The sequence below is a fragment of the Ensifer sp. 22521 genome, from assembly GCF_052044795.1.
GTDB lineage: Bacteria > Pseudomonadota > Alphaproteobacteria > Rhizobiales > Rhizobiaceae > Ensifer.
In genome coordinates this window covers 18,872-34,798 of record NZ_JBQENM010000022.1, presented here as the reverse complement: position 1 = coordinate 34,798, position 15,927 = coordinate 18,872, and the positions used below count along the sequence as shown (strand labels likewise).

The 15,927-nt window shown below is 62.0% G+C and carries 20 protein-coding genes and 2 pseudogenes; 9 read left to right on the top strand and 13 right to left on the bottom strand.

Annotated elements, in window-relative coordinates; all coding sequences use genetic code 11:
- The first annotated feature begins 8 nt into the window (after positions 1 to 8).
- The 5 genes from ACTJKE_RS26990 to ACTJKE_RS26970 all read left to right on the top strand — a co-directional run bounded on the left by ACTJKE_RS26990 (position 9) and on the right by ACTJKE_RS26970 (position 3,649).
- Positions 9 to 740 (top strand): SDR family oxidoreductase, encoded by a 732-nt coding sequence (locus ACTJKE_RS26990; RefSeq protein ID WP_440661493.1) that lies wholly within the window; start codon positions 9 to 11, stop codon positions 738 to 740.
- 12 nt (positions 741 to 752) lie between these two features.
- A complete protein-coding gene (locus tag ACTJKE_RS26985) occupies positions 753 to 1,118 on the top strand; it encodes an Atu4866 domain-containing protein (RefSeq protein WP_440661491.1) in 366 nt (121 codons plus the stop codon).
- 96 nt (positions 1,119 to 1,214) lie between these two features.
- A complete protein-coding gene (locus tag ACTJKE_RS26980) occupies positions 1,215 to 2,144 on the top strand; it encodes a helix-turn-helix domain-containing protein (RefSeq protein WP_440693000.1) in 930 nt (309 codons plus the stop codon).
- Between the two features lie 150 nt (positions 2,145 to 2,294).
- Complete coding sequence (locus tag ACTJKE_RS26975; protein WP_058329546.1) at positions 2,295 to 3,044, top strand: SDR family oxidoreductase; 750 nt, start codon at positions 2,295 to 2,297, stop codon at positions 3,042 to 3,044.
- Positions 3,045 to 3,103: 59 nt separating this feature from the next.
- The gene (locus ACTJKE_RS26970; protein WP_113513637.1) at positions 3,104 to 3,649 is read left to right on the top strand and encodes a flavin reductase family protein; all 546 of its coding nucleotides are present in this window, start codon (positions 3,104 to 3,106) and stop codon (positions 3,647 to 3,649) included.
- Positions 3,650 to 3,662: 13 nt separating this feature from the next.
- Here the strand turns inward: ACTJKE_RS26970 and ACTJKE_RS26965 are convergent, their stop codons facing one another.
- The 6 genes and pseudogenes from ACTJKE_RS26965 to ACTJKE_RS26940 form a co-directional block, all read right to left on the bottom strand.
- Positions 3,663 to 3,917: a hypothetical protein gene (locus ACTJKE_RS26965; protein ID WP_440692998.1), complete on the bottom strand. Its 255-nt coding sequence runs from the start codon at positions 3,915 to 3,917 to the stop codon at positions 3,663 to 3,665.
- Between the two features lie 21 nt (positions 3,918 to 3,938).
- Complete coding sequence (locus ACTJKE_RS26960) at positions 3,939 to 4,892, bottom strand: alcohol dehydrogenase catalytic domain-containing protein (RefSeq protein WP_440692996.1); 954 nt, start codon at positions 4,890 to 4,892, stop codon at positions 3,939 to 3,941.
- Between the two features lie 100 nt (positions 4,893 to 4,992).
- Positions 4,993 to 5,411: pseudogene (locus tag ACTJKE_RS26955) on the bottom strand (ester cyclase).
- Between the two features lie 129 nt (positions 5,412 to 5,540).
- The gene (locus ACTJKE_RS26950; RefSeq protein ID WP_440692994.1) at positions 5,541 to 5,975 is read right to left on the bottom strand and encodes a DoxX family protein; all 435 of its coding nucleotides are present in this window, start codon (positions 5,973 to 5,975) and stop codon (positions 5,541 to 5,543) included.
- 220 nt (positions 5,976 to 6,195) lie between these two features.
- The gene (locus tag ACTJKE_RS26945) at positions 6,196 to 6,789 is read right to left on the bottom strand and encodes an NAD(P)-binding domain-containing protein (protein ID WP_113513647.1); all 594 of its coding nucleotides are present in this window, start codon (positions 6,787 to 6,789) and stop codon (positions 6,196 to 6,198) included.
- A 36-nt stretch (positions 6,790 to 6,825) separates the two neighbouring features.
- Positions 6,826 to 7,731, bottom strand: a complete 906-nt coding sequence (locus ACTJKE_RS26940; RefSeq protein ID WP_113513649.1) for a pirin family protein — start codon at positions 7,729 to 7,731, stop codon at positions 6,826 to 6,828.
- Between the two features lie 129 nt (positions 7,732 to 7,860).
- Between ACTJKE_RS26940 and ACTJKE_RS26935 the strand changes: the two genes are divergently transcribed.
- Complete coding sequence (locus ACTJKE_RS26935; RefSeq protein WP_112947740.1) at positions 7,861 to 8,787, top strand: LysR family transcriptional regulator; 927 nt, start codon at positions 7,861 to 7,863, stop codon at positions 8,785 to 8,787.
- Positions 8,788 to 8,902: 115 nt separating this feature from the next.
- Here ACTJKE_RS26935 and ACTJKE_RS26930 read toward each other — a convergent pair whose 3' ends face one another.
- From ACTJKE_RS26930 to ACTJKE_RS26905, 6 genes are all read right to left on the bottom strand, one after another.
- A complete protein-coding gene (locus tag ACTJKE_RS26930; RefSeq protein ID WP_440692991.1) occupies positions 8,903 to 9,850 on the bottom strand; it encodes a quinone oxidoreductase family protein in 948 nt (315 codons plus the stop codon).
- A 19-nt stretch (positions 9,851 to 9,869) separates the two neighbouring features.
- Entirely contained in the window at positions 9,870 to 10,640 is a 771-nt protein-coding gene (locus ACTJKE_RS26925) for an SDR family oxidoreductase (RefSeq protein WP_440692989.1), read from the bottom strand.
- A gap of 30 nt (positions 10,641 to 10,670) precedes the next feature.
- A complete protein-coding gene (locus ACTJKE_RS26920; protein WP_440692987.1) occupies positions 10,671 to 11,108 on the bottom strand; it encodes an ester cyclase in 438 nt (145 codons plus the stop codon).
- Between the two features lie 24 nt (positions 11,109 to 11,132).
- The gene (locus ACTJKE_RS26915; protein WP_440692985.1) at positions 11,133 to 11,900 is read right to left on the bottom strand and encodes an SDR family NAD(P)-dependent oxidoreductase; all 768 of its coding nucleotides are present in this window, start codon (positions 11,898 to 11,900) and stop codon (positions 11,133 to 11,135) included.
- Between the two features lie 92 nt (positions 11,901 to 11,992).
- On the bottom strand, positions 11,993 to 12,541 hold the full coding sequence (gene wrbA / locus ACTJKE_RS26910; RefSeq protein WP_440692983.1) for an NAD(P)H:quinone oxidoreductase: 549 nt from the start codon (positions 12,539 to 12,541) through the stop codon (positions 11,993 to 11,995).
- Positions 12,542 to 12,843: 302 nt separating this feature from the next.
- Entirely contained in the window at positions 12,844 to 13,482 is a 639-nt protein-coding gene (locus ACTJKE_RS26905; protein WP_113513660.1) for an MFS transporter, read from the bottom strand.
- On the opposite strand from ACTJKE_RS26905, the pseudogene gtdA reads away from it, so the two are divergent.
- The 3 genes and pseudogenes from gtdA (at position 13,461) to ACTJKE_RS26890 (ending at position 15,278) form a co-directional block, all read left to right on the top strand.
- A pseudogene (gtdA, locus tag ACTJKE_RS26900) lies at positions 13,461 to 14,416 on the top strand (gentisate 1,2-dioxygenase). The gene ACTJKE_RS26905 and the pseudogene gtdA overlap by 22 nt on opposite strands.
- On the top strand, positions 14,409 to 14,894 hold the full coding sequence (locus tag ACTJKE_RS26895; RefSeq protein ID WP_440692981.1) for a VOC family protein: 486 nt from the start codon (positions 14,409 to 14,411) through the stop codon (positions 14,892 to 14,894). Before gtdA ends, ACTJKE_RS26895 begins: the two are co-directional and overlap by 8 nt.
- Positions 14,895 to 15,050: 156 nt before the next feature.
- Positions 15,051 to 15,278 carry a helix-turn-helix domain-containing protein gene (locus tag ACTJKE_RS26890; protein ID WP_440638623.1) on the top strand — a complete coding sequence of 76 codons (228 nt, stop codon included), beginning with the start codon at positions 15,051 to 15,053 and terminating at the stop codon, positions 15,276 to 15,278.
- A gap of 74 nt (positions 15,279 to 15,352) precedes the next feature.
- On the opposite strand, the gene ACTJKE_RS26885 is transcribed toward ACTJKE_RS26890, so the two are convergent.
- The gene (locus tag ACTJKE_RS26885) at positions 15,353 to 15,913 is read right to left on the bottom strand and encodes an N-acetyltransferase family protein (protein ID WP_440692979.1); all 561 of its coding nucleotides are present in this window, start codon (positions 15,911 to 15,913) and stop codon (positions 15,353 to 15,355) included.
- Between the last annotated feature and the right edge of the window lie 14 nt (positions 15,914 to 15,927).

The following is a 15,927-nucleotide window of genomic DNA, read 5'->3' as shown; positions in this document are numbered from 1 at the left end:
ACATTCTTATGAGCAATATCACAAACAAGATCGTTCTCGTCACCGGCGCCAGCAGCGGTATCGGCGAGGCGACGGCACGCGCGCTTGCCAAGGCCGGCGCCGTGGTCGTGCTTGGGGCACGACGCATCGACCGCCTCGAAACCCTGGCCGCCGAGATCACTGCCACAGGCGGCAAGGCACTCCACCGGAGCCTCGACGTCACGTCCCGCGCGGATGTCCAGGCCTTCGCCGATACCGCGCTCGATACCTTTGGGCGCATCGACGTGATCGTCAACAATGCCGGCGTCATGCCGCTTTCGCCAATGGCTTCGCTGAAAGTGGATGAATGGGACCGGATGGTCGACGTCAACATCAAGGGCGTGCTTTACGGCATCGCCTCCGTGCTGCCCGCCATGAACCGGCAGGGCGCCGGGCAGGTGATCAACGTCTCGTCCGTCGGAGGCCTTTCCGTATCGCCGACGGCCGCCGTCTACTGCGCCACCAAATATGCCGTGCGGGCCATTTCCGACGGGTTGCGGCAGGAGAACGACCGGATCCGCGTGACCTGCGTGTATCCGGGCGTCGTGGAATCGGAACTGGCCGATAGCATCACCGATCCGACTGCCGCCGAAGCGATGGTCGTCTATCGCCAGATAGCCCTGAAGCCGGAGGCCATCGCTGACGCGATCGTGCACGTGATCGGCCAACCCGCGGATGTCGATACCAGCGAAATCGTCATCCGACCCACTGCAAGCATGTGATCGGAGGACGGGATGCCGAACCGATCCGAACTTGCAACGGCGGACCTTGCCGCGATGCTGTTCTGCATGGCCTCCGCCCAGGAAGGATATTCCCAGATGACAATGATCCGGAACACAACTCCACCAGACCAGGCGCATCCCTATGTCGGTATGTGGATCACCGCGGATGGCCGCATTCGTCACAACCTGTTGCCGAACGGCCGCTATGACGAGGCGCGTGGCCGACGGGAAAGCGCCTATCAGGGACGATACGAGGTCCGCGGCAATCACATCGACTACTGGGACGATACCGGATTTACCGCCGATGGCGATTTCATCGACGGAGTGCTGCACCATGCCGGCATGATCCTCTATCGCGACGGAAAGAAACTGGACTAAGCGGCGAAGTCTTCGTTCTTCCCTTTTCCCTGGCGCCGGATATCCTTGATCCCGGCGCCACGTTTGCTTGAGCGATCCATGGGGAGGGAGACGATCATGGCTTGGGACGAACCATCCGCGTATCTGCCCATCCCCGAGCGAACCTCCCCGGTCGGTCTCGAAAGTTACATCAGCGGAAACACGCTGGTCAGCGGCGACGGACCGGCGTGGAGAGATGTCTTCGTGCAGGTGCTCTCGCGACACCGCGCTCAGCATCCCTTCCTGGTGCCCGCCGTCGCCGAGCCTCTTATCGTCTGGATCATGTCTGGCATCGCCATTGTCGAGGAGCGGGATCTCGGCGGCGAATGGATGGCAAACCGCGTCGAGGTCGGCGATTTCTTCCTGACATGTTCGCCGGTGCCCTACGAAATGCGCTGGCAGGCCGAGGGCGACCAATCCTTTCGCGTCATGCATCTTTACCTTTCCGTGCCGCTGTTCGAGCGGGTGGTCGAGGCGATGTTCGGCAAGGATGGCGGGAACGTTACCTTGAAGGACGTCTCCGGCGGCCGCGACGCGACGCTCTCGCATATCCTCGGTCTCCTTAACGAGGAATTGGCAGCGGATTGCGGTGGCAGCCCGCTTTATGTCGAAGGGCTGGCGCAAAGCCTTGCCGTCCATCTCGTGCGCCACTATGCGGTCGCAAATACCGAGATGCGTACGCAGAACGCCTTGCCCGGCGTAAAGCTCAGGAGAGCGATCGCCTTCATGGAGAAACATCTCGAGGAGCCGTTCGATCTCGGCCGCCTGGCACAAGAGGTCGGCATCAGCGAATTCCATTTCAGCCGGCTGTTCAAGAAGGCGACCGGGCTTCCTCCCTCGCACTATTTCATCCGGCAGCGGGTGGCCAAGGCCCAGCAGTTGCTCCAGGAAACCGATACCAGCATCATCGAGATCGGCCTCATGGTCGGCTATTCCAGTCCCAGCCACTTCGCCCAGATTTTCCGCCGTGAAACGGGGCTTTCGCCGAGCGACTATCGCAGGGGCTAGGCTCATTCAGCACAGAATGGAGCAAAATCCCGATAGCCTCGGCAAGCCGCCGGGAGAGGAAAAATCCCAGATTTCATAGGGTTCTCCTTGTCGATAGCAAACACCTCTCCGCTTCCGGAGCGGGTTTGCAAGCAACAAGGAGATATCATCATGACGAATATCAACGGCAAAGTCGCACTGGTCACCGGTGCTTCGAGCGGCATTGGCGCAGCAACGGCGCTTGCGCTTGCCGGAGCTGGCGTAAAGGTTGGCATCGCGGCACGGCGCACCGATCGTCTGGAAGAGCTGAAGGCCGAAATCACTGAGAAGGGTGGGGAAGCCCTGGTCATCGAGATGGACGTGGTCGATCCGGCTTCCGTCGAAGCCGGTGTGAAGAAGCTGATCGATGCCTATGGTGCGATCGACATCCTCTTCAACAATGCCGGCCTGATGCCGCTTTCCGACATCGACCAGTTCAAGACGGCCGAATGGCTTCGCATGGTCGACGTTAACGTGAAGGGCCTCTTGAACACGACGGCGGCCGTGCTGCCGCAGATGATCAAGCAGCATTCCGGCCACATCTTCAACACCTCCTCGATTGCCGGCCGCAAGGTCTTCAAGGGACTGTCGGTCTATTGCGCCACGAAGCATGCCGTGACCGCCTTCTCCGACGGTCTGCGCATGGAGGTCGGCCAGAAGCACAACATCCGCGTCACCTGTATTCAGCCCGGCGCGGTCGCGACCGAACTTTATGACCAGATCACGGATCAGGGCTACCGCCAGCAGATGGACGATCTCGCTCAGCAGATGACCTTCCTGCAAAGCGCCGACGTGGCCGACACGATCGTGTTTGCGGCCCAGGCACCCGCGCACGTCAACGTGGCCGAGCTCTTCGTCCTGCCGGTTGAACAGGGCTGGTAGTCGTGAACCATCGGCCTTCCCGTCCGGGATGGGGAGGCCGACGATCAAGGAGTTTTCCTATGAAGGAAGTACCGGCCTCCGGGGCCTTTCGTCAGCTCGAACCGGGTCCGATCGTACTGGTGACGACCAGATATGAAGGAACGCCCAACGTCATGACGATGGGCTTCCACATGATGATTCAACATGCGCCGCCGCTGATCGGCTGTGTCGTCGGTCCCTGGGATCATAGCTACAGCGCGCTGAGAGCGACCGGCGAATGCGTCATCGCCGTCCCGACCATCGATATTGCAAGGGCGGTCGTCGATATCGGCAATTGCTCGGGCGACACCGTCGACAAGTTCGAGCGTTTCGGCTTGACGCCGCAGCCGGCACGCAGCGTCGCGGCGCCACTGATCGGCGAGTGCGTTGCCAACATCGAATGCAGGGTGGTCGATACCGTCGAGGCCCATAACCTCTTCATCCTGGAGGCCGAACGGCTGTGGATCGACATGGACCGCAAGGAGCGGCGGACCCTGCATCATCGCGGCGATGGTGTTTTTGCCGCCGATGGCGATGTGCTCGATCTCAGCGAGCATATGGTGAAATGGCGTCACCTTCCGAGGTGACGCCATCGCCGTCTTAGCAATCGCCGGGCTGGAAAGCCCCTCGGCAATGGTCGAGTCCCGGCCCGGTCTCGTCGAAAGCGGCTAGCGCCGAGGGCGCTCCGGCATTGGCATTGCCCGTCCATCGATCGAAGTTGACCGCAAACACGAGCAGCAGGACGACCGCTGCGGCGAGAGCTTCAACCAGCGACGGGCGGGGGGGCCTGCGGCGAGCGTCGTCGGCCGCCGCAATATCCCGGAAAGCGGGATGAAGATTGTCACAACCGGACATGACGGTTTCCTTCGAAGGCGATCAAGGGACGAGCACCATGAGGCCGTCGCCGCGGCGTTCGAGAATGTCGGCGTGCGCGCGCTGCGCTTCCGACAGAGGATATTTCCGGGCGCTGACCGTGCCGAACACCCCGTTCCGCCAGGCATCGAACACTTCGTCTGCGGCGGCCTGAAGGTTGTCCTTCGTCACATACTGGCCGGTGCTGCCACGCGCCAGGCGGATGCCGTGGCGGCTGAGGACCGTCTCATCGATGGCGGCGCCACCCGATGCCGCGCCGATTACAGCAATAGTTCCGCCATCGCGGATCACGCCGAGCGTTGTGGCGAAGGTCGTTGCGCCGACCAGTTCATAGACGATATCGACGCCATTGGGGGCGACGGTGCGGATGTGCTCGTCGAGCGCGACGGTCTCATATGCAAATGCGTGGTCGACCGCCTGCTCCAGACCGGCGAGCTTACGTTGCGACCCGGTTCCGATCACCGTGATCCCGCGCACCCGCAGCCAGCGGGCAAGCAGGTTTCCGACGCCGCCGGTCGCGCCCTGAACGAGCACGCGGTCGCCTTCGCCGGGTTTCGCCATGGCGTTGATGGCCATCCAGGCGGTCAGGCCCTTGGTGAGGATGGACGCTGCCGTCTCAGCCGAAACGTCTTGGGGCAGTTTCACGAGGACGTCCTCGCTCACAACGCGCTCTTCGGCGTAGCTGCCGGGTGCGAAGAAATAGGCGACCCGGTCGCCGGCGGCAAAGCGGGTGACACCCGGACCGACCGTTTCGACTGTGCCGGCGCCTTCCACTCCGGCCACCGCAGGCAGGCCGGCCTTGAACGTGCCGTCCCGGAACATGGTGTCCACGAAGTTCACGCCGATTGCTTCCTGCCTGATCAGCACTTCGCCGGCGCCGGGCGCACGGGCATTTTCCTGTTCTACGCGCAGGACGGATGGACCGCCCCACTGGCTGTATTTGACGACGTAGGTCATGGCTTTCTCCATGGGCAGGCGGGGCCTGCCGACCTGTTGATCGGATTTCGGGGTGGGTGAGATCGCAAACATGCGTTTGCAGGTGTTTCGGCTTACAGCGTCAGCGCTTCAATGCACCGAGCTGGGTGAGACCGGACATCCAATCCTCAGTGTGCCAGGTCTTTTGGATCCTGCCGTCTTCGACAAGGTGAATATCGACGGCCTGGATGAGCAGTTTCCGCCCGGATGCTGAGAACCCGGCAAATGATCCTTGTGGGTTCCCGAGATGGTCGATCGGACGACGACCTTGTTTTCGTCGGAGATGATGTCCTCGACCGTGATCTGAAAGTCCGGGAAGGCGGTGTGAAGCATTCTCAGGACCGCCTTGGCGGATTGCGCTCCGCGAGGCGCGTCGGGTGCATCGGGAATATCACGCGAACCGTCGGCGAGAATGGCTTCAAGGATCTCCGGCTTGTTCTTGTCGAAGGCTTCGCACCATTTGACGGCGATTGCCGTTTCCTCGTTCGGCGGTGCTGCCATTGCCCATGCCCAGCCGCAGCGAAGCGACCAACGGAAGGATCTTCAGGACGCGCATGAGATCTGCCTTTCTTGTATGGAGTGGAAGCTGACACAGGAGCGCCGGCTCGAAAGCCGGCGCGGTCCTTCCGCCTAGCGGCGCCAGCCATCGATGCTGAACTTGCCGCCGCCAAAGGCGATGACATGCAACAGGCCACCTGCCATGGTGATGTTCTTGAAGAAGTGAACGAACTGGTTCAGGTCTGCGAGATCGTTGTGGAAGCTGACTGCTGTGGCGACGGAGAACACGGCAAGACCCGCTGCGACGAGGCGCGTCTGGTAGCCGAGGACAAGGGCGGCGCCGCCGATGAGTTCCACGGCGAGTGCTGCGCCATAGGCCAGCGTCGGGAACGGCAGGCCGACGGATTCGATATAGCCGATCGTCATCGCCGGGGCGGTGAGCTTGCTGAAGCCCGACAGCAGAAAGATCAGGCTGATGAGGATGCGGCCGATGGCCGGCAGAACGGCCTGAACGATGGCGGAGGACGTCAGGTCTCCGGCCTGACGAGCGGTTGCGATATGCGACATGCTGGTTTCCTTTGGGATCGGCAGCCACCATGGCCGCTCTGTGGAAACAACTATGCCGCGATCGAACTCATCGCAAAAGCCGAATAAAATAGACGATAATGCTCTATAAATTCGAACGATTTGGGCTGCGTTCCAGCCACGGATTCCCATGCGAAAAATCCCCATCGCTCGCGCAATGAGGGCGTTGACGCCGAGTATGGGCGGCCGTGAAAGGGCTCCGTCAGCCCTTCCTGATCAGATTGACCGCCACCAGCGGACCGCCGAACTGTTGCATGGGCGCGGCGGCCTTGAGGCCACCGAGATCGAGCGCTGCAAAGCCTAGTTTCTCAATAAGACCTGCGACGCTGGCATTGGCGTCTTTATCGTCGCCGGACAACAACACGACCCGGCGTCCCGACGCCTCGGCGGGGTCGGCTGCGAGCAAGGCGGCCGGAAGCGTATTGAAGGCCTTGACCACTTTTGCGCCTGGAAGCGTCTCCGCGACGATCTCGCTCGAAAGCCTGCCGCCAAGGTCGGCGGGGCGGAATTCGGGGAAGGTGATCGCATTGGTGGCGTCGATGACGATCGTCCTCGTCCAGTCCTTGCGAACCTTTGCCAGGTCGGGCACCGCCGTGAACGGCAGGGCGAGGATGACGATATCCTGCGCCACGGCTTCGTCGATCTCGACGGGGATTGTCGTGTCGCCGGACGTCCTGACGGCGGCAAGCGATGCGGGTCCTCGGCTGTTGGCCACTTTGACAGGTATGCCCTTTGACGCGAAATGTGCGATGAGCGCCGAGCCGATGGCACCGGATCCGATGATTGCGTAGGTCATTTCCGATTTCCTTCAGTTTCCTTGTTTGGGATGGGGTTAGGTGATGTTTCTGGGCCCGTCGGGCAACGGCGTAAACTCCGTTTCTCCCGGCACCCCGGGGAATGAGCGGTTCTGCCAGTCGAGGGCCGCCTGCTCGATGCGGTCGCGGCGGCTCGACACGAAGTTCCAGAAAATGTGCCGTTTCTCGGCGAGCGGTTCGCCGCCCAGCACCATCAGCCGCGCTGGGCCAATCGCCTGGAGGACGATTTCGGAGCCGGGTTTGAAGACAACCAGTTGATCCTGCATGAACCGCTCTTGCTGTCCGGTGACTTCGATCGTTCCACTGATGACGAAGACGGCCCGCTCGATGTGCTCGCCGTCGAGACGGAAGCGCGCGCCGGCCAAAAGGACCACGTCGGCATTGAACATGTCGGAGAACATTCTTGCCGGCGCGCGCTCGCCATGAAGCGCGCCTGCGATCAGGCGCATGTCGACGCCTTCCCCCTCGATGCGCGGTAGCGCATCCGCCGCAATATGCTGGAAGCCAGGGTCCGTTTCCTCGTGCGTGGTCGGCAGCGCCACCCAGCTTTGGAAGCCGAACAGACGTCCTCCTGTCTGGCGTAGCGTGTCGCTGCTGCGCTCGGAATGGACAATCCCCCTACCTGCGGTCATCACGTTGACTTCACCCGGCCTTATCTTTTGGACATAGTTCTCGCTGTCGCGATGGATGATTTCTCCGTTGATCAGATAGCTGATCGTAGACAGTCCGATATGCGGGTGCGGTCGCGAGTCGATCCCGGCGCCGGGACCGAACGTCACGGGTCCGAAGCTGTCCAGAAATATGAAGGGGCCAACCGTGCGTCGCAGCGGTGACGGAAGCGCACGCTTGACCGAGAACCCGCCAAGGTCGCGCGTCGCCGGGAGGATGATCTGTTCTATTCGTGTATTCGAGGCATAAGTCATTTTCGCTCCTTCAACGATCCAGTCTCAGCCGGGAGGCGAGGGGGAAGTTGCTGTCGAGTTCGAAATTACCGCTGGTCGCTTGTGGAAAAAACTGACATAAAATGAAGGCAAACGTTCGAGGAAATAGATATGCAGAATCCGGGCATGCCGACCCTTGATCAACTCAAGGTGTTTCTCACCGTGGTGGATGTCGGCAGTTTCGCGGGGGCCGCGCGCAAGCTGGGCAGGGCCACATCGGTCATCAGCTACTCGATCGCGAACCTTGAGGCACAGCTCGGAATTTCCCTGTTCGATCGCGACACGACGAAGAAGCCGCAGCTGACGACCGAAGGACGCACGGTGCTCGCCGAGGCGAGGATCGTGTCGAACGGCGTCAGCGGTCTGCGGGCGAAAGTAAGGGCGATGCTCGAGGGCGTTGAGCCCGAGATTCATGTGGCGCTGGACGTCATGCTGCCCGCTGCCCGCGTTACCGATGCGTTGAAGGCGTTCAGCGAAGAGTTTCCGTCTGTCACGCTCCATCTCTATGTGGAAGCGTTGGGCGCGGTTGCGCAGATGGTGCTGGATCGCAAGGCGGTGATCGGCGTCAGCGGGCCGCTCGATATCGAGATTGATGGCATTGAGCGGATCGGCGCCGGCTTCGTCCAGCTTATTCCCGTGGCAGCACCATCCCATCCGTTGGCAAAGGCGGGTAGGAACCTTCCGGGCGCCGGGCGCGAGCACGTCCAGCTCGTTCTCACCGATCGTTCGAAATTGACAGAAGGGTTTGAGCTGGGCGTTGTCGGCGCCAGAACCTGGCGCCTGGCCGATCTCGGCTCCAAGCATATGCTCTTGAAAGAGGGGATGGGTTGGGGAAACATGCCCGAGCCGATGGTCAGAGAAGACATTCGAACCGGCCGCCTGGTTCATCTCGACCTACCGGACTGCAAGGGCGGTCCCTATCGGCTCCAGGCGGTCCACCGCACGGATGTCCCTCCCGGTCCCGCCGGCCGCTTCCTCATATCGCATTTCGAAGGCCAAGCCGAAGGCGACGACATGGTCTATTCAAACCGTTGGTAGGCGTCGCACTTCGAGCGTTCTTCACGCAGAGCTGAGCCTGGCAGTCAACCGGGCGGTCAGGGCATCGGTCGACGAGAAGCGAACCGACTACCGCTGAGCGCACCGGCCGCCACGGTCAATTCATGATGAGGACATTCTTGACTGCGGCTTCACCCGAAGCAGTGCTGCGATAGGCATCGACCGCCTGGTCGAACGCCCATTGCCGCAAGGCTGGTTTCTTGAAGGAACCATCGTCGAACGCGGCCCTTAGCCGGTCGAGGATGCCTGCGATCTCTTCACCCGACAGCTTTGCGGTGTCGACCCCCAAGAGCGCCGAACGATTGTGGTAGAAATCGGCGAGATCGAACTCGACGCGCTTCTGGCCGACGCTGGTGATGGCAAGATGGCGGCCGCCCACAGCCAGTGATTTGAGCGACGGCTCGAACATGGCGCCGCCCACTGCATCTAGAACCAGATCGGTTCCCTTGCCCCAGGTCGCCTTGTGGACAGCGTCTGGCAGGTTCGCTTTCGATAGGTCGATGAAATCATCGGCGTCGTTTGCAGCTTCGCTTCTGGCGGCCACGATGACGCGGGCGCCAAGATGACGAGCGACCTGTGTGGCGGCCCGACCGACGGCTCCGAGACCGCCGGTAATCAGAAGCGTCTCGCCCTTCTTCAGCGAGCCGACATCGACGAGTGCATGCCAGGCCGTGGCGAAAGGGGCCCCGACCGCGGCCGCCTCTGCCATCGACAGGCTCGCGGGCTTCTCCGACAACCAGCTTGCCGGCACGACAACGTAGTCGGCATGCGCACCGTCCCGCCGAAACCCGAAGCCGGCGCCGCTGCCCCAGACATGCCTGCCGACAAGTGCGTTGCCTTCGACGACCACGCCGGCGAAATCGCGCCCAGGTGTGCGCGGAACCGCGCCACCAAACAATCCGCTGACGATCTTGACGTCGCTCGGATTGATCGCCGCAGCATGGATCTTGACGAGAACCTCGCCGGCATTGAGGGCGGGGGTGGGGATATCCCGGTGAACAAGCACATCCGGCGTGCCGAATTGTTCGAAACGAAGGGCTTTCATTGTCGAGTTCCTTGAGGGGTCAGAGGACTGCCAGCAGGCCGCCGTCCACGAGAAGCGCGATGCCCGAGACGTAGCTGGAGAGATCCGAGCCGAGATAGGCGACCGCGTCGCCCACCTCGGAGGGCTGGCCAAGGCGGCGTAGCGGCGTGCGCTTGCGAAACCCCTCCGATGCCTCGGCAATACCGGGGCTGGTGCGCAGAAGCTCGGTATCGATGGTGCCCGGCGCGACCGCATTGACTCGGATGCCGTCGGGGCCGAGCGCGTCGGCAAGCGATTTCGCCATCAACACAACGCCGCCCTTGCTGGTGGAATAGGCGACGGTGATTCCGGCGCCCGATATCCCGCCCATGCTGGCCATCAGCACGATGCTGCCGCCCTTGCCATTCGCCTTCATCTGGCGGGCGGCGGCCTGCGCGCCGAACAGCGGGCCATCGAGATTGATCGACAACAGCCGGTGGTAATCTTCCTCAGGTACGTCCGCGCCGTCGGTGCGCAACGTGATCCCGGCATTGGCGACCATGACATCGACACCGCCGAATTCGGCCGACGCAGCGATGAGGGCGTCATTGTCGGCGCGCTTGCTGACGTCGGCTTTCACGAAGCGGGCGGCCGGTCCGATCGCCTCGATTTCCGCGACCGTCGGTCGGCCGCCCTCGCGCGGCGCCTCGGTGATATCGGCGACGATCACGGCTTTCGCCTCATGTTCGGCGGCGCGGATGGCGATGGCGCGGCCGATGCCGCTCGATGCGCCCGTCACGACGACAACCTTGTTCTTCAGAATGTCACTCATGGCAAGTTTCCTTCGGCAAGATGGGATGGCTCAGCCCTTCGGCTGAAGCTGGAGGCCGAGTTGGCCGACGAGCGAATAGAGGTTGGCGACGCCCCAGTGTTCGGTGATCTTGCCATCGACGACGCGCATGGCATCGACAGTCTCGAACTGGATCGTCTTGCCGGTGGGCTCGATGCCGAGGAAGGTTCCCTTGTGCGTGCCGTAATAGGTCTTGAAGGTCGTCACGAGGTTGCCCTCGGCGGTCTGCCAGTGGATGACCGCATGGAAATCCGGGAAAGCCTTGCGCAGGCCGGCATAGAGGCCGCGCACACCCTCCTTGTCCGGCACCATGTTCGGCTGCGGCGTATGGTCGAGAAAGTCCTCGGAAAACACTTCGTCGAAGACGGCGAAATTGCCCTTTCCCTGTACTTCCTCGGTGTTCCGGCGAACTACTGCGATCGCCACTTCGCTTTCTGCACTTCTGGTCATGGTGGTATCCTTCGATGTCAGGGGTTAGAGTTCGAAACCGCCGATGGTCATGCCGCCGTCGACGACGATCATCTGGCCGAAGACGTAGCTGGCGGCCGGGGAACTGAGCCACACGGCCACTTCGGCGAGTTCGCGCGGCTGGCCGCCCCGCTTGGCGGGGATGGCTTTTCGGGCAAGGTCGGCAAAAGCCGAGTTCTGGGCGCTGTTGGCCACCACCATCGGTGTTTCGGTCCAGCCGGGGGCAAGCGCGTTGACGCGGATGTTGCGGCTGGCGTTCTCCATCGCCGCGACGCGGGTCAGGCCATGGATGCCGTGTTTGGAGGCGGCATAGGCGCTCATGCCGCCCGGTCCGGTCAGTGCCGCGACGGAAGCCGTGTTGGTGATCGCGCCCGCACCTGTTTTTGCGATCAGCGGGATCTCGTATTTCATGCCGAGGAACACGCTGCGCAGGTTGACGGTCAGCACCCGGTCGAAATCGTCGGTCGGGTAGTCCTCGATCCGGTGAGTGCCCCCTGTGATGCCCGCGTTGTTGAACGCCGCATCCAGCCGACCGGCATCCTTTTCGATGCGCACGAGGAGGGCTTTCACCTGCTCTTCGCTCGAAACGTCAACGCTGAAGATATCGATCTTTCCTGGCGCCGCGATGTCCTTCGTTTCCTCAAGGCCGCTCTGATTGAGGTCGGCCGCGAAAACATGGGCACCGCGCTCGGCAAACAGCCTTGCCGCCTCCCGGCCGATCCCCGAGCCTGCGCCGGTGACCAGGACCACTTTGCCGTCGAAATCCGCTGACATGGCTTCGCTCCTCGCCCGCGCGCGGGACGATGTTTCCTTGGAATTGTCGGGGTTGATTGGAAGCCGAAGGCACTAGCCTCCGACGGATCGGTCTAGCCGAAAACCTTGATGGCAGCAGCGGCTACCAGTTCGCCCTGGTGGCGGGCACCGGCGAGGTCGATTTCGGTCGGCCGGCGCGATCCGTCGCCGCCGGCCACCGTGGTTGCGCCGTAGGGCGCACCGCCGACGATTTCGTCGACGCTCATCTGACCCTGGTGGCTGTAAGGAAGCCCGACGATCATCATGCCGAAATGTAGAAGGTTGGTGATGATCGAGAACAGGGTGGTTTCCTGTCCGCCATGCTGGGTTGCGCTGGAAGAAAAGGCCGCACCAATCTTTCCATGCAAGGCCCCCTTGACCCACAGGCCGCCCGCCTGATCGAGAAACGCAGCCATCTGCGAGGACATACGGCCAAAGCGCGTGCCGGTCCCAACCACGATCGCATCATAGCCCGCCAGCTCGGCAATGGTGGCGGCCGGAGCTACCTGATCGAGCTTGAAATGATTGTTGCGCGCGATCTCCTCCGGAACGGTCTCCGGAACGCGCTTGACGTCGACATGGGCTCCCGCCTTTCGGGCTCCCTCCGCAACGGCATAGGCCATCGTCTCGATGTGTCCGTAGGTTGAATAATAGAGGACCCAGTACCTTCGCCATTGTTGTTCTCCGTTGGTTGGAAGCAGTCGCCCTTGCGGCTTGGGAAAAAGCTCGCATCAAATAGCTTGGGGGAATAGTCGAATAAAATGATTGGTTACGGTCGAGAAAATCGAACGATATAGCGCGAGATGCGTTGACCAGACCGTTCGATTTCTTCGACCGTAACCCTCGAATCTTTGCCGCTTTTGCCGAAATTTCTGACGTGTAGCCTTCTGCGAGAAGCAGGGCCTCGGTCGAGGCAGTGTGGGGATCAGCCGACATGGACGCCTCCTGCAGCGACGGGCTCGGCGGCGGTCTTGCCGCGAAGGCGGATGGGGGCGGTTTCCTTGAGAAGCAGGATGACGACGATGCCGAGGCCGAGGGCATAGAGTGGGACCGCCGCGGCATGCTCGATGCCGTAGTGTTTTGCGATGGTGCCGGCGATGGCGGGCGCAAAGCCGCCGCCGAAGATTTCACCGATGCCGATGACCATCCCGGAGCCCGTGGCCATCAGTCGAGCGGGCACGGATTCGGCCGTGATCGGACCGACCGTCAGTGTGAGGAGCGCATAGAGGCTGCCCATCGCCACCATCATGCAGAGGAAGAGCACGGTGACATTCGCGCCTGCTCCGCCGCAAATCCAGAAGGCGCCGAAGGCCAGCACGGCCGACAGGAGCATGACGGGCTTGCGACCGACCCGGTCAGACAGCGCTGGCAGCAGCAACGCGCCGATTGCCCCGCCAAAACCCATGGAAGAGAGGATGAAACTCATCTGGTCCATGTTGAGGTGCAGATGGTCGACAAGGTAGCTCGGGAACAGCGCGGCGACGACGATGATGCAGGTCAGCCAGAAGCCAGAACTTTTATGACCGGATCGGCCAGAACAACATGACGCCGCTGTGGACGTCACTGACCGATCTCGTCACACCAACGCCACGCAGCCATTGCCGCCCGGCGCATTGGAGCTTTCCGACGATCCGCGAGGCCATCCTCGAAGCCGGCGGCCTGATCACCGCCAAAGAGGCCGAGCGGCGCGTGCTCGTGCTCGAAAATCCCGGCCTGCGCGGGCAATCGAAAATCACCACCGATCTTTACGCCGGGGTGCAGCTCGTACTGCCCGGCGAGGTGGCGCCGGCCCACCGCCATACGCAAAGCGCGCTCCGCTTCGTGCTGGAAGGCAGCGGTGCCCATACGACGGTCAACGGCGAAAAGACTATCATGCACGAGGGCGATTTCATCATCACCCCGCCGATGGCCTGGCACGATCACGGCAACCAGAGTTCCGAGCCGATCTTCTGGCTCGACGGGCTCGACATCCCTATCGTGCAGTTCCTCGACGCCTCGTTCGCGGAACATCTAGACCAGGACGAGCAGCCGCTGGACCGCCCGATCGGCGACAGCGACGCCACTACGGCGCCAACCTCCTGCCAGTCGACCATGGTGTTGGCGGAGGCACGTCCCCCGTCTTCAACTACCCTTACGAGCGCACACGCGACGCACTGGAACGCATGCGCTGCCACGATGCCTGGGATCCGTGTCACGGACTGAAGATGCGCTACACCAATCCGATCACCGGAAACCACGCCATGGCGACCATCGGCACCTTCGGGTTTACAACCGCCCGTTACCGCTCGACCGATGCCACCGTTTTCGTACCGATCGAAGGGCGCGGGCGATCACATATCGGCGATACCGTGATCGAATGGGGCAAGCGCGACATCTTCGTCGTGCCCTCGTGGCACGACGTACGCCATGAGAGCGACGAGGACAGTGTGCTCTTCTCCTTCTCGGATCGGCCCGTTCAACAGGCGCTGTATCTGTTTCGGGAGGACCGCTATGCCTGAGGATGTATCAGGCATAGCGGTCCATCATTTCGGGATTACGGTCTCGTCCCTAAAAACGTCGCTGAATTTCTGGATCAACGTTCTCGGCTTCGAGCTCATTGGAAGGGATGTTTTGGAGGATCGTGATTTCGTTTGCGACGTGACGGGAGTTCGTGACGGGTCCATTGAGCTTGCCATGCTAGCAAAGGGGCCGCATATCGTCGAACTTCTGGAGTACAAGACGGCTTTAGGGCGAAAGGCGCTTGCCTTCCAGGCATGCGACAGCGGGGCATCGCACATCGGACTCATGGTGCGGGACGTCGATGCTACTCTGCGCATGGCAGCGCCCTACGGGTGGAGCGCCTTCGGCGCGCCGCAGGTCGTGGCAAACGGGCACTGGGCGGGGCGGCGGGTTGTCTATCTAAAGGGCCCGGACAACGTGCTGATCGAACTCGTCGAACCAGGTCCGGAGGGCGAGCGGCGTGATATCATGCTTTGAGCGACAGAACGGCGGGACTAAGGGGCGGCCACCTTGAGCACCGCTTAGGCCAACTAGCTTGCGCACGCGAAGGTTTTGAGAGGTGCGAGCTGGCGATCGGGGAACAGCCCATCCGGTAGTCAGACTTGTTTGGGCGGCGCCGCGCATGACCCGGCTATGCGGCCCTCTCGATTTCCGGATCCGTTACAACTCATCCGTGAACAACGGATGAACCGGGCGATGGAACTTCTGCGCAAAGAGGGACATTGCATAACGGAGACTGCTTTCGAAGCCGGTTTCTCTTCGAGCTCCGCATTTTCAAGTGCGTTCTTTGGTTATGTCGGAAAGACGCCCTCAGTTTACGCAAAGGTTTTTAGCCGGCGTCAGAGATCGAGTGCTGAATGAAGGCCAGGGAGTCGCGGCCGCCTCTCGGGGAGGCTTGAGCGGGCGCAGCCCACCCGGGTTTCCAACTTCGATCGTCAACGGGTGGAAAGGGGCGGGGGAGGCGGTGGCGTCGTCGCGCCGGTGCCGAGCGAGCGTTGGACCATGACGCTGTCCGCCCAGCGCCCGTAGCGATAGGCTACCCCCTGCAGGAGGCCAACGCGAAGGAAGTTGAACCGATCGTGCAGAGACAGCGAGGCAACATTCTCGGCATCGATATAGCCGATCATCTGCCGGAAGCCGGCTGCGGCACAAGCGTCGATCAGGCCGCGCATCAGCAGACCTCCGATGCCCTGGCCCAGATGCTCGTGATGAACATAGATCGAGTGCTTGACGGTATAGCGGTAGGCAGGTCGCTTGCGAAACAGTACGACATAGGCGTAGCCGACCACTGCGCCCTCCTTGATCGCGACAAGGTGCGGGAAGCGGCGGCTCTTCAAGTTCTTCCGCCGCTCGCGCAGATCGTCCGGCTGTGGCGTGTCGCCCTCGTCCACACCCTCCTCGATGCCGAAGCGAATGTGGCGGCGATAGATCGCCAGCATGGCGTCCACGTCGCCGTCCCGCGACGGGCGAATGACGATTGACTTGTCCTGCGGCATGAGGATCCGAAATT

Excerpts from the sequence above, each read along its gene's own strand:
- ACTJKE_RS26960 (WP_440692996.1), bottom strand. The coding sequence starts at position 4,892 with ATGACCTACGTCGTCAAATACAGCCAGTGGGGCGGTCCATCCGTCCTG.
- ACTJKE_RS26890 (WP_440638623.1), top strand. The coding sequence starts at position 15,051 with ATGCGGCCCTCTCGATTTCCGGATCCGTTACAACTCATCCGTGAACAA.
- ACTJKE_RS26950 (WP_440692994.1), bottom strand. The coding sequence starts at position 5,975 with ATGTCGCATATCGCAACCGCTCGTCAGGCCGGAGACCTGACGTCCTCC.
- ACTJKE_RS26965 (WP_440692998.1), bottom strand. The coding sequence starts at position 3,917 with ATGTCCGGTTGTGACAATCTTCATCCCGCTTTCCGGGATATTGCGGCG.
- ACTJKE_RS26945 (WP_113513647.1), bottom strand. The coding sequence starts at position 6,789 with ATGACCTACGCAATCATCGGATCCGGTGCCATCGGCTCGGCGCTCATC.
- ACTJKE_RS26925 (WP_440692989.1), bottom strand. The coding sequence starts at position 10,640 with ATGAGTGACATTCTGAAGAACAAGGTTGTCGTCGTGACGGGCGCATCG.
- ACTJKE_RS26895 (WP_440692981.1), top strand. The coding sequence starts at position 14,409 with ATGCCTGAGGATGTATCAGGCATAGCGGTCCATCATTTCGGGATTACG.
- ACTJKE_RS26930 (WP_440692991.1), bottom strand. The coding sequence starts at position 9,850 with ATGAAAGCCCTTCGTTTCGAACAATTCGGCACGCCGGATGTGCTTGTT.
- ACTJKE_RS26940 (WP_113513649.1), bottom strand. The coding sequence starts at position 7,731 with ATGACTTATGCCTCGAATACACGAATAGAACAGATCATCCTCCCGGCG.
- ACTJKE_RS26980 (WP_440693000.1), top strand. The coding sequence starts at position 1,215 with ATGGCTTGGGACGAACCATCCGCGTATCTGCCCATCCCCGAGCGAACC.
- wrbA (WP_440692983.1), bottom strand. The coding sequence starts at position 12,541 with ATGGCCTATGCCGTTGCGGAGGGAGCCCGAAAGGCGGGAGCCCATGTC.
- ACTJKE_RS26915 (WP_440692985.1), bottom strand. The coding sequence starts at position 11,900 with ATGTCAGCGGATTTCGACGGCAAAGTGGTCCTGGTCACCGGCGCAGGC.
- ACTJKE_RS26990 (WP_440661493.1), top strand. The coding sequence starts at position 9 with ATGAGCAATATCACAAACAAGATCGTTCTCGTCACCGGCGCCAGCAGC.
- ACTJKE_RS26885 (WP_440692979.1), bottom strand. The coding sequence starts at position 15,913 with ATGCCGCAGGACAAGTCAATCGTCATTCGCCCGTCGCGGGACGGCGAC.
- ACTJKE_RS26975 (WP_058329546.1), top strand. The coding sequence starts at position 2,295 with ATGACGAATATCAACGGCAAAGTCGCACTGGTCACCGGTGCTTCGAGC.
- ACTJKE_RS26920 (WP_440692987.1), bottom strand. The coding sequence starts at position 11,108 with ATGACCAGAAGTGCAGAAAGCGAAGTGGCGATCGCAGTAGTTCGCCGG.
- ACTJKE_RS26985 (WP_440661491.1), top strand. The coding sequence starts at position 753 with ATGCCGAACCGATCCGAACTTGCAACGGCGGACCTTGCCGCGATGCTG.
- ACTJKE_RS26970 (WP_113513637.1), top strand. The coding sequence starts at position 3,104 with ATGAAGGAAGTACCGGCCTCCGGGGCCTTTCGTCAGCTCGAACCGGGT.
- ACTJKE_RS26935 (WP_112947740.1), top strand. The coding sequence starts at position 7,861 with ATGCAGAATCCGGGCATGCCGACCCTTGATCAACTCAAGGTGTTTCTC.